Below are 12,676 nucleotides of genomic sequence, written 5' to 3' on the forward strand. Positions count from 1 at the left end.
CAAGTCTCGGTTCAGCGACATGGTTAACAATGGCGGGGTGGAACCAACCCCAGCCGGACCCCAGCCTTCGCCTCGCCTTTCCACCCGGGAGGGCCGGTCGCCGCGCGACATGATGATGTCGCTGTTGGTGCTGCTGGTGCCGATCGCGCTGTTCCTCACCTTCTACCGGGTGGTGCTGGACGGCGACAAGCCGATCTCCATCGATCCGGCCGAGACGATCCAGACGGCCCAGCGGGAGTTCCCGGTGGCCCAGCCGCGGGGGCTCGGTGAGGACGACTGGCACGTCTCGTCGGCCGCCTTCCGCCGCGTCGACGGCGGCGCCACGCTGCGCATCGGCTACGTCGGCCCGGCCGGCAAGGCCATGCAGCTCGTCCAGAGCACCGTCGCCGCGACCACGCTGATCCCGGCCGAGGTCGGCGGCTCGGGCAAGCGGGTCGGCGCCCACCGCACCGACGAGCGGGTGTGGATGCAGTACGCCGGGCGGCCCGGCGAGACCGCGCTGATCTTCACCGAGCCGGCCCGGACCATCGTGATCATCGGTGACGACAGCGACACCGAGAACCTGGAGAAGCTGGCCTCGTCGCTGTCCTAGCGCCTAGTCGTCGGTGCGGGCGGCGCGAGCGGTCTCGATGCGCTCGCGGGCGCCGTCCAGCCAGCGGCGGCACACGTCGGCCAGCTTCTCGCCGCGCTCCCACAGGGCCAGCGACTCCTCCAGGGTGCCGCCGCCCTGCTCCAGCCGCTCCACCACTGTCGCCAGCTCGGTGCGGGCCTGCTCGTACGTCAGCTGCTCGTCGCTCATCAGCTCTCCACCACCGCTGCCTGCAGCTCGCCCTCGGCGAGCCGGATCCGAAGAAGGTCACCCGCGGCCACCTCGTCCGCGGAGCGGACCACGTGACCGTCGGGGCGTTGCACGATCGCGTAACCGCGCTCCAACGTCTTGGCCGGCGACAGGGCGCGCAGCCGGGCCAGGGTGTGCTCCAGCGCGTCGTCGGCGCGGCGCAGCCGGTGCTCCAGGCTGCGCCCGGCCCGGTCGCGCAGCGCCGTCACCTCGGCGCCCCGCTGGTCGAGCAGCACCTCGGGGCGGGCCAGCACCGGCCGGGACCGCCACGCCTCGATCCGCTGCCGCTCCCGGTCGATCAGGGTGATCACCGCCCGGTCCAGGCGGGCCCGGGCGTGGGTGATCAGCTTCTGCTCCTCGGCCAGGTCGGGCACGATGCGCTTGGCCGCGTCGGTCGGGGTGGACGCGCGCAGGTCGGCCACGTAGTCGAGCAGCGGCGTGTCGGTCTCGTGGCCGATCGCGCTGACCACCGGCGTGCGCGCCGCGAACACCGCCCGGCACAGCGCCTCGTCGGAGAACGGCAGCAGATCCTCCACGCTGCCGCCGCCCCGGGCGATGACGATCACGTCGACGGTGTCGTCGTGGTCGAGCACCTTGAGCGCGTCGATGATCGGCGGCACCGCGGTGGCGCCCTGCACCGGCACGTTGATCACCCGGAAGTCCACCGACGGCCAGCGGCGCCGCGCGTTCATCAGCACGTCGCGCTCGGCGGCGCTGGCCCGGCCGGTGATCAGGCCGATCCGCCGCGGCAGGAACGGCAGCCGCCGCTTGCGCTCGCGGGCGAACAGGCCCTCCGCGGCCAGCAGCCGCTTCAGCTTCTCCAGCCGGGCCAGCAGCTCGCCGAGACCGACCTGACGGATCTCGTCGGCGCGCAGGCTGAGCGTGCCCCGGGCCGGGTAGAACTCCGGCTTGGCGTGCATCGTCACCCGGGCGCCCTCGGACAGCTCGGGGGCGCCGGCGTCCAGCACGTCACGGTGTGCCGTCACGGTGAGGCTCAGATCGGCCGACGGGTCACGCAGGGTCAGGAACACCACGCCGGAGCCGGGGCGGCGGCTGATCTGCGCGACCTGCCCGTCGACCCACACCCAGCCGAGTTTGGCTATCCACCCGCTGATCTTCTGGCTGACCACGCGGACCGGCCACGGATCCTCGGGGGTGCTGCGCGCCGTGCTGTCGGGCTCGTTCACCCGGCCAGACTACGTAAGCCCTCCGACATTTTCGCCGGTGCGATCCTCGGCGGTGTCCCTCACGCGGGGCTCGGCGTGGCCGCCGTACCGGGTCAGATCGACCGGCGTGCGCCGCTCCGGCAGGAGGGCCTCGACGAGCGCGATCACGGCCAGCGCGAGCAGCCCGGCACAGGCCCAGAAGACCAGGTCGGCGACCAGGTACTTGACGTCCACGTGCACGCCGCCGTCGATGCCCAGGAATGGGTACGGGAAGCCGTGCCGCGCCGGGTACTCCGCCATGCAGCACCGCGTCGTGGTGGGGATGGCGGTCGCCACCATCGCGGCCAGGGTGAGAACGGCGCCCACCACGATCCCGGGCCGGCTCGGGATCAGCCGCCGCCGCATCAGCAGCAGCACGCCGCCGGCCACCAGGACCAGATGAAAGATCAGGAAGGTGTCGGTGAGGCCACCGTCGGCCGAGACCGCCAGGTTCAGCACGCCGATGCCGAGCAGGAACCAGCCGGCCATCACGCGGAGGACGGCCGGAATCGAGGGCCACAACTTCGCGTTCACGTACCGATTATCAAGCCGCTAACCGCTTATCCGGGCCAAAACGGGCTTACCGGCTGCGGATGGCCCTCACGACGAGACCGATCAAAACCGCCAGGACCATTCCCGCGTACGCCCAGACGACCAGGTCGATGAGCAGATCCGTCGGGTAGACGCCCCACGACTCGAGCCGGGCGAGCCGGATCGCCTCGTCCGACGTGTCGGCCACCGCGCCCCGGCCCAGCCAGGTCAGCGGCCAGCCACGCGACTCGCCGAAACTGAACATGCAGCAGATGCCGCTGGCATACACGGTCAGGCCGGCCAGAGTCCCGGTCACCCCGGCCGCCCCCGCGGCGACCGAGACGAGCCGTCCGGACAGCCCGAGCCGATGCCACAGCAGCAGCACCAGCCCGCCGGCGGCCACCACGGCACCCATGAACGCGTCCGTCAGGTCGCCGCCGTTCGGGCTCATGACCAGCCAGAACCCGCCGAGGACCAGGCTGATCAGACCGATCGCCGCGCGGGCCGGCCCCACCATGTCGACCTTCTCGGTCACCGTCATGCGCGCAGTATGGCAAGGCCGCGCCAGCCGGCGGTTGTGGCGCTGATCGCAGAGCGGCGGGGCGCCCGGCGGGGCACGTACCATGGCCGGGTGACTGAACCTCGTAAGCGGGTGTTGCTCGCCAAGCCGCGTGGCTACTGCGCCGGTGTCGACCGCGCCGTGCAGACCGTCGAGGAGGCGCTGAAGCTCTACGGCGCCCCGGTCTACGTGCGCAAGCAGATCGTGCACAACAAGCACGTGGTCAGCACCCTCGAGGCCCGCGGCGCGATCTTCGTCGAGGAGAACTTCGAGGTTCCCGAGGGCTCGACCGTGGTGTTCTCCGCCCACGGCGTGGCGCCCGAGGTGCACGACCAGGCCCGTGAGCGCAACCTCAAGGCGATCGACGCGACCTGCCCGCTGGTGACGAAGGTGCACCACGAGGCCAAACGGTTCGCCGCCGCCGACTACGACATCCTGCTCATCGGCCACGAGGGCCACGAGGAGGTCATCGGCACCGCCGGCGAGGCTCCCGAGCACATCCAGCTCGTCGACGGCCCCGACGACGTGGACAACGTGGTGGTCCGCGACCCGGCGAAGGTGGTGTGGCTGTCCCAGACCACGCTCAGCGTCGACGAGACCATGGAGACGGTGGCCCGCCTCAAGACGCGGCTGCCGCTGCTCCAGTCGCCGCCGAGCGACGACATCTGCTACGCCACCTCGAACCGGCAGCACGTGATCAAGGAGATCGCGCCGGAGTGCGACGTGGTGATCGTGGTCGGCTCCACCAACTCGTCCAACTCGGTCCGCCTGGTCGAGGTGGCTCTCGGCGCCGGCGCCCGGGCCGGTCACCTGGTCGACTACGCCTCGGAGATCCAGGACGAGTGGCTGGCCGGCGCCACCACGGTCGGCGTCTCGTCCGGCGCCAGCGTGCCCGACGAACTGGTCATGGAGGTGCTCGCGCACCTCGCCGAACGCGGCTTCGGCGAGGTCACCGAGTTCACCACGGCCGAGGAGCGCCTCACCTTCTCGCTGCCGCAGGAGCTGCGCCGCGACATGAAAGCCGCGGGGAAGGCGAGCTAGCTGAGTTCGGGAGCCTGCGGCTGGCGGGGAGCCACCTCCACCTGAACGGGCGGGAGCAGCTCCTCGTCGGAGACGCCCATCTCGGCCAGCTTGCGGGCGCTGACCAGCACCCGCGACTCCAGTGAGCCGACCGCCCGGTTGTAGGCGCCGACCGCCGCGGACAGCGATGTCCCCAGCTTGTCCACATGGTCGCCGAGGGTGGACAGCCGCCCGTAGAGCTCGCGGGCCAGCCCGTGCACGGCGGCGGCGTTGCGGGTCAGCGCCTCCTGCCGCCACGAGTAGGCGACGGTCCGCAGCATGGCGATCAGCGTGGCCGGGGTGGCCAGCACGATGTTGCGGCGGAAGGCGTGCTCCATGAGCGCCGGGTCCCGTTGCAGGGCGGCGTCCAGGAACGGGTCGGCCGGCACGAACAGCACCACGAAGTCGGGCGCCGACTCGAACGCCGACCAGTACCGTTTCCCGGACAGCGCGTCCACGTGCAGCCGCAGGTGCCGGGCGTGCTGGTCGAGGTGCCCGTCGCGGGTGTGCTCGTCGCGGGCCTCCATCGCCGACAGATAGCCCTCCAGCGGGGCCTTCGCGTCGACCACCACGGTCCGCCCGCCGTGCAGCCGGACCACCAGGTCGGGCCGCACCCCCTGCTCGTCGGTGGCGGCGGTCACCTGCTCGGCGAAGTCGCAGTGCTCCAGCAGCCCGGCCGCCTCGACGATGCGCCGCAACTGGTGCTCGCCCCAGCGGCCGCGCACCTGCGGGGCCCGCAGCGCGGCCACCAGCTGCCGGGTCTCGGTGCGCAGCTCACCCGAGACCACACCCATCGACCGCACCTGTTCGCGCAGCTCCGCGTAGGCGTCTACCCGGTCGTGCTCGAGCTGGGCGACGCGCTGCTCGTACCGTTGCAGGGTGTCGTGCAGTGGAGCGACGGCCCGGGCCACCGCCTCCTGGGACTGGGCGGTCGCCTCATAGGACAGCGCCCGCAGCGACTGCTCCAGCCGCTGCTCACCCTCCCGGGCGGCCTCCAGCGTCGCCTCCAGGCGGGCGATGTCGGTGGCGGCGCGGGCCCGCGCGGCGAGCCAGCCGATCGCCGCCCCGGCGGCGAGACAGGCGAGGACCACGGCCAGTGTCGAGAACGTCACCACCGCAGATTGCCAGAAAGCCCGGACACGACAGGCGGGGGTAGCGTGGAAAACATGATGCGCGTGTTGCTGCTCCTGGCCATCGTCGCGATGGTGCTGCTGTTGATCGCCGCCGTGCAGCGCAGCGGGCAGGCCCGCCGCCAGACGCAACTCGACGACGCCCGCGCCGAGGCCCAGCGGTGGTACGAGCGGCTCGGCGGCCAGGTGATGAACCTCAGCTCCGAGGAACCGGCCGCCCGGCAGGCACTCGCCGACGCGGCCGAGCGCTACAACGCCGCCGGCGGTCAACTGCAACAGGCCAATTCGGTCCGGCAGTTCGCGCTGGCCCGGGAGTCGGCGCTGGAGGGCCTCACCTATGTGCGGGCCGCCCGCCTGGCCATGGGCCTCGACCCGGGCCCCGACCTGCCGCCGCTGCACGCCGCCCAGGGCGCCGGGCAGATCACCCAGGAGCGCGAGGTGACGGTCGAGGGGCACTCCTACAAGGCGGGGCCGCGGCCGGGCGCCGACACCCCCTACTACTACCCGGGCGGGCGGGTGCAGGGGCGGCCGGTGCCGGCCGGTTGGTATTCGACGCCGGTGTGGAAGACAGCGCTCGGCGCCGGCGCCGGAGTGCTCGGCGGCATGCTGATCTTCGACGCGCTGCTGTCACCCGGGTTCGGTGACATGGACTTCGGCGGCGACGCCGGCGATGCCTTCGGTGGCGATTTCGGCGACTTCGGGGATTTCGGCGGCGACTTCTAGCCCCGCTTCTCGCCTCGCGTGCGGCGGGCGATCTCGCGGCGCAGCGCGCGCGGGCTCGGCCAGATCTGGGTGACGTCGGCGGTGAACACCGGACCGCGCGGGGTGTCGGCCAGCGCCGGGCCGCCGGTGGCGCCCCCCTGCACCGGGTGCACGCTGTCCATGCCGGCCGGCAGCACCTCGAGCACGGTCCGCAGCCCGTCCCGCCGGAACACCACGGCCACGATGTCGCCCCAGTCCAGCAGGATCGGGTCGGACTCCTGCGAGGCCAGCTCCAGGCCGGCGGAGGACACCCGCACCCAGGTGGTGAGAGCGGCCCGGGCGGACAGCGCGTAGGCGCCGGCGAAGACCGCCCCGACCAGCACCCCCTGGAGCAGGATCGCCCACCACGGGTCGCCGGTGCCCCCGGTGAACCAGTCGACGAGCGGCGACACCACCAGGTAGGCGGCCATCAGCACGGCGAACACGACGACGAAGGTCCGGGCCCGCGACGACCGGAACACCACCGCGTCGCGGGCCGGGGCCCGAACCTCCTCAGGGGTGAGCGACATGCCTCCTATGGTGGCGGCCCCGCTCAGAATGCGCAGGCGATCACCAGCTCCGGGGTGCGGTCCCGGAGCAGGTCCAGCTTGCCGATCCGGCCGGCCGCCCGGAAGTCGCCGTCGATCAGCGCGAGCCGGTCCAGCATGTCGGCCGGGCCGAGCGCCTCGGCCAGCGGGATCTCCGTCCGCATCGACAGCTTTCGGTCCGACTTGGCCCGGCGGACCTGCCGCAGCGCCTCACCGGCCAGGTCCAGCAGACCCGGATCGCTCTCCGGCGCCACCCGGGTCAGCTCGTACCTCGTCGGCCAGGTCGAGCGGTGCACCGAGCCGTAACGCCACCACGACCAGACCTCCTCGGTGACGTACGGCAGGAACGGCGCGAACAGCCGCAACAGCACCGACAGCCCGGCCGCCAGCGCCGCCCGGGCCGAGTCGCCGCCCGGGCCCTGCGCGTACGCCCGGTCCTTGACCAGCTCGATGTAGTCGTCGCAGAACGTCCAGAAGAACGTCTCGGTGGCCTGCAACGCGTCGGTGTGCTGGTACTCGTCGAACGCCGTCGTCGCCGTGACGACCACCTCGGCCAGCCGGCCCAGCATGGCCCGGTCCAGCGGTTCGGTGACCGGCTGCCGCAGCGCCGCCGCCGCGCCCAGCCCGAGCGCGAACCTCGACGCGTTCAGCAGCTTGGTCGCCAGCCGCCGCCCGACCTTCAGCTGAGCCGGCTCGAACGCCAGGTCGGCGCCCGGCCGGCCGCTCGCCGCCCAGTAGCGGACCGCGTCCGACCCGTACTGTTCGAGCAGCTGGATCGGCGTCTCGACGGCATTGCCCAGCGACTTGGAGATCTTCTTGTGGTCCGGGTCGAGGATCCAGCCGGACAGCACGGCCCGCCGCCACGGCAGACTGTCGCCGAGCTGGTCGGCCCGCAGCACCGAGGAGAACAGCCAGGTCCGGATGATCTCCTGGCCTTGCGGGCGAAGATCCATCGGGTACGTGCGGGCGTGCAGGTCGGCGTCGGTGCTCCAGCCGGTGACGATCTGCGGTGACAGCGACGACGTGGCCCACGTGTCCATGACGTCCGGGTCGGCGGTGAACCCGCCCGGGACGTCCCGCTGATCCTCGACGTAGCCCGGTGGGCAGTCCGACGACGGGTCCACCGGCAGCGCCGCGTCGTCCGGGACGAGCAGCCGGGTGTGGTCGGGTTCGCCGTGGGCGTCCAGCGCGTACCAGATCGGGATGGGCACGCCGAAGAACCGCTGCCGGCTGATCAGCCAGTCCCCGGTCAGGCCACCCACCCAGTGGTCGTAGCGGTGCCGCATGCTCTCCGGCGTCCACCGCAGCTCCCGGCCCCGGGCCAGCAGCCGCTCCCGCAGCCCGGCGTCGCGCCCACCGTTGCGGATGAACCACTGCCGGCTCGTGACGATCTCCAACGGCCGGTCGCCGCGCTCGTAGAACTTGACCGGATGCGTGACCGGGCGCGGCTCGCCGATCAGGTCGCCGGACTCGCGCAGCAGCCGGACCGTCTCGGCGCGGGCCGCCGCCACGGTCAGCCCGGCCAGCCCACGGTAGGCGGCGACCGGAACACCGGGCGGGGCGTCCGGCAGGAACCGGCCGTCCCGGCCCAGGACCACCCGCGTGTCCAGAGCCAGGTCGCGCCACCAGGTGACGTCGGTCAGGTCGCCGAACGTGCAGACCATCGCCATCCCCGTACCCTTGCCCGGGTCGGCGAGCGGGTGGGCACGGACCGGGACCTCGACGTCGAAGAACGGGGTCCGCACGGAGGTGAGACCCGCGAAGCGGGGATCGTCCGGATGACGCACCAGGGCGACACACGCCGGCAGCAGCTCCGGCCGGGTGGTGTCGATCTCGACGGGCCCGTCCGGGCCGTGGAAGCGCAGCCTGTGGTACGCCCCCGGGCGCTCCCGGTCCTCCAGTTCGGCCTGGGCGACGGCGGTGCGGAACCCGACGTCCCACAGCGTCGGGGCCTCCGCCGTGTACGCCTGACCGGCCGCCAGGTTCGCCAGGAACGCCCGCTGCGAGACGGCCCGCGCCGTGGCGCCGATCGTCGTGTAGGTCAGCCCCCAGTCGACCGACAGCCCGAGCCGCCGCCACAGCGCCTCGAAACCCTTCTCGTCCTCGACGGTCAGCCGGCCGCACAGCTCGACGAAGTTGCGCCGCGAGATCCGCTCCTCGCCGCCGCCCGCCGACGGCTTCCAGTCCGGGTCGTAGGGCAGCGACGGGTCACATCGGACACCGAACAGGTTCTGCACCCGCCGCTCGGTCGGCAGCCCGTTGTCGTCGAAACCCATCGGATAGAAGACGGTCCTGCCGCGCATCCGCTGGAAGCGGGCGATCGTGTCGGTGTGCGTGTACGAGAAGACGTGGCCGACGTGCAACGAGCCGGATACGGTCGGCGGAGGTGTGTCGATCGCGTACACGTCGGCCCGCTCCTTGGAACGGTCGAACGCGTACGTGCCCTCCTCCTGCCAGCGCGGCGCCCACCGGTCCTCGAGGCCGTCCAGTGACGGCTTCTCGGGGAGACCGTGGCGCCCGGTTCCCGTATCAGTCATGCCGGTCAGCGTAGGACGACCCGGCCGGACCGGCCAGGCGTTTCCGCCGTCCCTCCGCACTGGACGGCAACCGCCCGGACCGGCTGTCAAGGCCGCGGCCGGGAGCTCCGCCGCACCCAGCCCTGGCCCTCGACCCACACCCACTGGCCGACCTGATGGCCGTTCGCCAGCAGCGTGGACGTCTTCGCCACCGCCGGCGTCTCGTCCGCGGCCACTCGTGGGGACGGCGTCTTCGACCCCGGCTTGCGGTGCTGGAGGGCGTCGTACCAGTCGCGCATGGTCGGCCGTTGCTTCGCGTCGTCGGAGAAGCTCGCGTCCAGCAGATCGGCGGCGGTGTCGCCGATCCGGGCCTTCAGGACGCCGCGCGCCCGCGCCGGATCCCGGCTCACCGCGCCACCCCGGCCGTTGCTGAGGATGCGCACCGTCATCAGGGCGAACTTGTACACATCCGTGGCCGTCGTCTGGATCGCCCACCGGCTGCGCAGCCGGTCCAGCATCTCCACCGGCGGGGACGGCGACGACCGGGACGCCCGTTGCAGGGCCGCGCTCGCCAGCAGCGCCTCCGGCGGCTGCCAGTTCGGGGTGTGCGGCTGCATCCCGAAAACCGCCCGGTTGCCCTTGATCCGGGCGCTGTCGACATCCACCACCATGATGCTCGGCCGGGCCGGATCCGGGTCGTAGATGATGTTGCGGCCGGAGATGTCGCCCACCACCACGTTCTGCTTGTGCATCATTCCGTACGCTGCGGCGATCGCCCGGATCAGCCGGATCCGCGCCGGCAGATCGACCCCCGGCAGACCCTTCCGCGCCGACGTCACGTCGTCGCCGAACAGCGTCTCCACCTCACGCGGCTTCCGGTTGACCCCACCGGCCCGCTTGGTGAACTCCTGGAAATACCGCTCCGGGATCAACCGCATGATCACCCCGTCGGCGGCGCCGGAATCGTCCAGCACCACCGACACCGGCCAGATGATCCGCGCGTCCCACGCCTCCCGCTGCTCCTCCGGCAGCCGCTCCCGGAACCGCACGAAATTCGACAGACCGGTGCCCAGCGACGGCCCCGCGCTCTGCTTCGTGGCCTCGTTGTACTTCTTGTAGACGAACCGCTCGTCATCCAGGCCCGGCAGCCGCAACTCCGGGGCGAGATAGACGGTCGCCGTGCCGCCGCGGGCCAGCTCGTCCAACCGGCCGAGCTGATCCAGCGTCAACTCCAGCGGAGCGGTCATCGCCCGCTCCGGACCGGGCCCGGCCACACCACCACGGCCGTACGGTCGTCGGTGAACGTCTTGCGGTAGAACGCCAGATGCTGCGCGAATGCCAGCAGGTCCGGAGGCGTGTGCCAATGGGTGCCGAGGAACCGGCTCACCGCGCCCCGGGCCGCCCCCAGCGGATCACCGAGCCCGTCCGTCATCATGATCAACGGCTGGCCCGGCTCCAGGTAGAACGGCTTCGCGTGCACCTCGGTCTCGGCCGGCAGCGCCTTCACCGAACTGGAGAAGATCGCCTCGCCCTCATTCTTGATCATCGTGAGCGGCAGCCAGTGCCCGTCCTGCACCACGAACGCCGCCGAATCACCCGCCACATTCGCCAACATCGCCCGGAACGTGCCGTTCGGCGACGGCTCCGTCGCCACCACGAACGCCAGCGCCGTCCCCGACATGATCAGCCGGGCCTGCGCGAACGGCACCGGATCCGCCGGATCCACCGGCGGCGGCCCACCCCGCTTCTGCGCCGACTTCCGCAGGTACGGCCGGGCCAGCTCACACACCGCGGCGTTCGCCGACCGGACCGCGTCCCTCCACCGGATGCTCCCGATCTCCTCCGGCCAGCGCCCGCTGTCCGCCGACGGCGGCGACGCGATCAGATGATCCACCAGCGCGCGGCTGATCCGCTCACAGATGGCCGCCGCCGCCTCGTGCGAGCGCGTCCCCTGCGACACCCCGTCCGAGATGCACCCCACCAGCCAGTCCTGGTCACGCGTGAAATGCACGGCGTACGCGTCCTGCCGCGGCTCACCCCGCTCCTGATGACTGATGCCGCGCACCGACGCCGCACGGTACGAGATCGAGCCGATCTCCGCCCCGTCGATCACCGTGTCCGGCGGCGGATTACGGAACTTGTGCGGCACCCGTGGCCGCACCGCCGGCTGGTTCCCGGCGTCGCCGACCACCCAGCGGTCGTTCGGATACCGCTCCCACGGCCGGGCCCGATCCTCGTCCTCCTCGGGCCGCCGCGGGGCCGGCGCCGTGTCCCACTCCTCCTCCGGAGCGGTCACCTCGGCGGCCTCCTCCTCGTGCCGGAGCGGCTCCTCGTACCCCTGCCCGCCGCCGTCGTGGTGTGGTGGCAGCTCGAACGACTCGTACGGATCCTGCGGCGGAGCCGGATCGGCGTACCGCGCGTCCTCGTCCGGCTCGTCGTACCGATCCACCTCATGCCGGCGGGAGACATACACCTGCCCCCGCGAGCGCCGGGCCGGTGCCGGCGCCTCCGGTTCGGGAATCTCCCGGCCGGACGGCCCGCTCTCCGGCGGCTCCTCCCAGGTCTCCTCCCACGACTCCGGCCGGTTCGCCGGGACATGCGGCGCGAACTCCACCCTCGTCGGCTCGGGCTCCTGCGGCTTCCTCCGATTGACCATGCCGATCCGTCGTCCCCGCGCTAGATCCAGTCGTCCAGGTCGTCGTCGTCCGGAGGCACGAACCCGCCCGCCGCACCCGCGTCGTTCACCGACGTCGCCGACGCCACGATGCTGCTGATCAGCACCTCGGCGATCTGCTTGATCGCCGTCGCCGCGTCACCGGCCCCGTTGTAGACGTAACTGCGCATCGCCTTGTTGCTCTCCGCCGGCTTCGGCGACACCCACGGATCCAGCACCGCCTTCGACAGCGACGGCGACACCCCGAACGGAATGATGTTGGGACGGCCCCGGAAACCCGGATCGGTCAGATCGCTGAACGCCGCCTGCACATCAGTCATGTTGTCGGTCGGCGCGCCGTCGGTGATGAAGAAGACCGCCGGCCGGTAAACCTTGTAGCCGTCGCTCTTCAACTGCGCCAGATCGTGCTCGATGTCCTTACGGAGCTGGCGAAAAGCGGCCGCATAGGACGTGCCGCCGCGAGCCGTGAAACTCGGAATGTTCTCCACATCCCGCAGATCGCCGAGCGGCAGAACGGTCCGCGCGTCATCGGCGAAGTCGAGCGCCCCGAACCGCACGATGTCACCGAGCGTCGGGCTCTCCTCGATCGTGTCGATGACCTCCGGCAGAATCCGGTTCACCGCGTCCAGTGGCGCACCGTCCATCGAATACGAGACGTCGACCAGGAGATAGAACGCCAGAGCCAGAACCCTGTCGTCATTTGCTTGTCGTGAGTCGGCCATATCCGCTCCTGCGCTACTAGGTCAGGAATTGTGCTGGCAAAGTCGGGGATCCCGCCCCACGATGAAGATCAATAGCTGCGACGTTGTGCGTGAGCCTATCGAGGCCCGCCCACCCGATGCCAGATTCGCCCCTCCAGGTTGGACTCCAACCCG

13 protein-coding genes are annotated in these 12,676 nt (G+C 71.6%); 3 read left to right on the forward strand and 10 right to left on the reverse strand.

Annotated features, from left to right (window positions below; all coding sequences use genetic code 11):
• Positions 1-37 precede the first annotated feature (37 nt).
• A complete protein-coding gene (locus IEZ13_RS14420; RefSeq protein WP_229794682.1) occupies positions 38-592 on the forward strand; it encodes a DUF4245 domain-containing protein in 555 nt (184 codons plus the stop codon).
• Between the two features lie 3 nt (positions 593-595).
• On the opposite strand, the gene IEZ13_RS14425 is transcribed toward IEZ13_RS14420, so the two are convergent.
• Genes IEZ13_RS14425 through IEZ13_RS14440 form a run of 4 tightly spaced genes read right to left on the reverse strand, consistent with a single transcriptional unit; the run spans position 596 to position 3,115 of the window.
• On the reverse strand, positions 596-799 hold the full coding sequence (locus tag IEZ13_RS14425) for an exodeoxyribonuclease VII small subunit (RefSeq protein WP_183222671.1): 204 nt from the start codon (positions 797-799) through the stop codon (positions 596-598).
• Positions 799-2,025 (reverse strand): exodeoxyribonuclease VII large subunit, encoded by a 1,227-nt coding sequence (gene xseA, locus IEZ13_RS14430; RefSeq protein WP_183222672.1) that lies wholly within the window; start codon positions 2,023-2,025, stop codon positions 799-801. The genes IEZ13_RS14425 and xseA overlap by 1 nt, the downstream gene beginning before the upstream one ends.
• A 9-nt stretch (positions 2,026-2,034) precedes the next feature.
• Positions 2,035-2,577, reverse strand: a complete 543-nt coding sequence (locus IEZ13_RS14435; RefSeq protein WP_183222673.1) for a hypothetical protein — start codon at positions 2,575-2,577, stop codon at positions 2,035-2,037.
• A gap of 46 nt (positions 2,578-2,623) precedes the next feature.
• On the reverse strand, positions 2,624-3,115 hold the full coding sequence (locus tag IEZ13_RS14440; RefSeq protein ID WP_183222674.1) for a hypothetical protein: 492 nt from the start codon (positions 3,113-3,115) through the stop codon (positions 2,624-2,626).
• A gap of 9 nt (positions 3,116-3,124) precedes the next feature.
• Between IEZ13_RS14440 and IEZ13_RS14445 the strand changes: the two genes are divergently transcribed.
• Entirely contained in the window at positions 3,125-4,174 is a 1,050-nt protein-coding gene (locus IEZ13_RS14445; RefSeq protein ID WP_372441869.1) for a 4-hydroxy-3-methylbut-2-enyl diphosphate reductase, read from the forward strand.
• Here IEZ13_RS14445 and rmuC read toward each other — a convergent pair.
• Positions 4,171-5,304: a DNA recombination protein RmuC gene (gene rmuC, locus IEZ13_RS14450; protein ID WP_183222676.1), complete on the reverse strand. Its 1,134-nt coding sequence runs from the start codon at positions 5,302-5,304 to the stop codon at positions 4,171-4,173. The two genes, IEZ13_RS14445 and rmuC, sit on opposite strands and share 4 nt — an antisense overlap.
• A gap of 54 nt (positions 5,305-5,358) precedes the next feature.
• On the opposite strand from rmuC, the gene IEZ13_RS14455 reads away from it, so the two are divergent.
• Positions 5,359-6,045, forward strand: coding sequence for a hypothetical protein (locus IEZ13_RS14455; protein ID WP_372441868.1), 687 nt, complete (start codon positions 5,359-5,361; stop codon positions 6,043-6,045).
• Here the strand turns inward: IEZ13_RS14455 and IEZ13_RS14460 are convergent.
• The 5 genes from IEZ13_RS14460 to IEZ13_RS14480 all read right to left on the reverse strand — a co-directional run bounded on the left by IEZ13_RS14460 (position 6,042) and on the right by IEZ13_RS14480 (position 12,523).
• Positions 6,042-6,593 carry a hypothetical protein gene (locus tag IEZ13_RS14460; protein WP_183222677.1) on the reverse strand — a complete coding sequence of 184 codons (552 nt, stop codon included), beginning with the start codon at positions 6,591-6,593 and terminating at the stop codon, positions 6,042-6,044. The two genes, IEZ13_RS14455 and IEZ13_RS14460, sit on opposite strands and share 4 nt — an antisense overlap.
• 23 nt (positions 6,594-6,616) lie before the next feature.
• Positions 6,617-9,148 carry a valine--tRNA ligase gene (gene valS, locus IEZ13_RS14465; RefSeq protein ID WP_183222678.1) on the reverse strand — a complete coding sequence of 844 codons (2,532 nt, stop codon included), beginning with the start codon at positions 9,146-9,148 and terminating at the stop codon, positions 6,617-6,619.
• An 86-nt stretch (positions 9,149-9,234) separates the two neighbouring features.
• A complete protein-coding gene (locus tag IEZ13_RS14470; RefSeq protein ID WP_183222679.1) occupies positions 9,235-10,374 on the reverse strand; it encodes a protein kinase family protein in 1,140 nt (379 codons plus the stop codon).
• The gene (locus IEZ13_RS14475; protein WP_183222680.1) at positions 10,371-11,783 is read right to left on the reverse strand and encodes a protein phosphatase 2C domain-containing protein; all 1,413 of its coding nucleotides are present in this window, start codon (positions 11,781-11,783) and stop codon (positions 10,371-10,373) included. The genes IEZ13_RS14470 and IEZ13_RS14475 overlap by 4 nt, the downstream gene beginning before the upstream one ends.
• Positions 11,784-11,803: 20 nt before the next feature.
• Complete coding sequence (locus tag IEZ13_RS14480; protein WP_183222681.1) at positions 11,804-12,523, reverse strand: vWA domain-containing protein; 720 nt, start codon at positions 12,521-12,523, stop codon at positions 11,804-11,806.
• Positions 12,524-12,676 lie beyond the last annotated feature (153 nt).

It is taken from the genome of Actinoplanes campanulatus, assembly GCF_014647795.1.
Classification (GTDB): Bacteria; Actinomycetota; Actinomycetes; order Mycobacteriales; family Micromonosporaceae; genus Actinoplanes; species Actinoplanes campanulatus.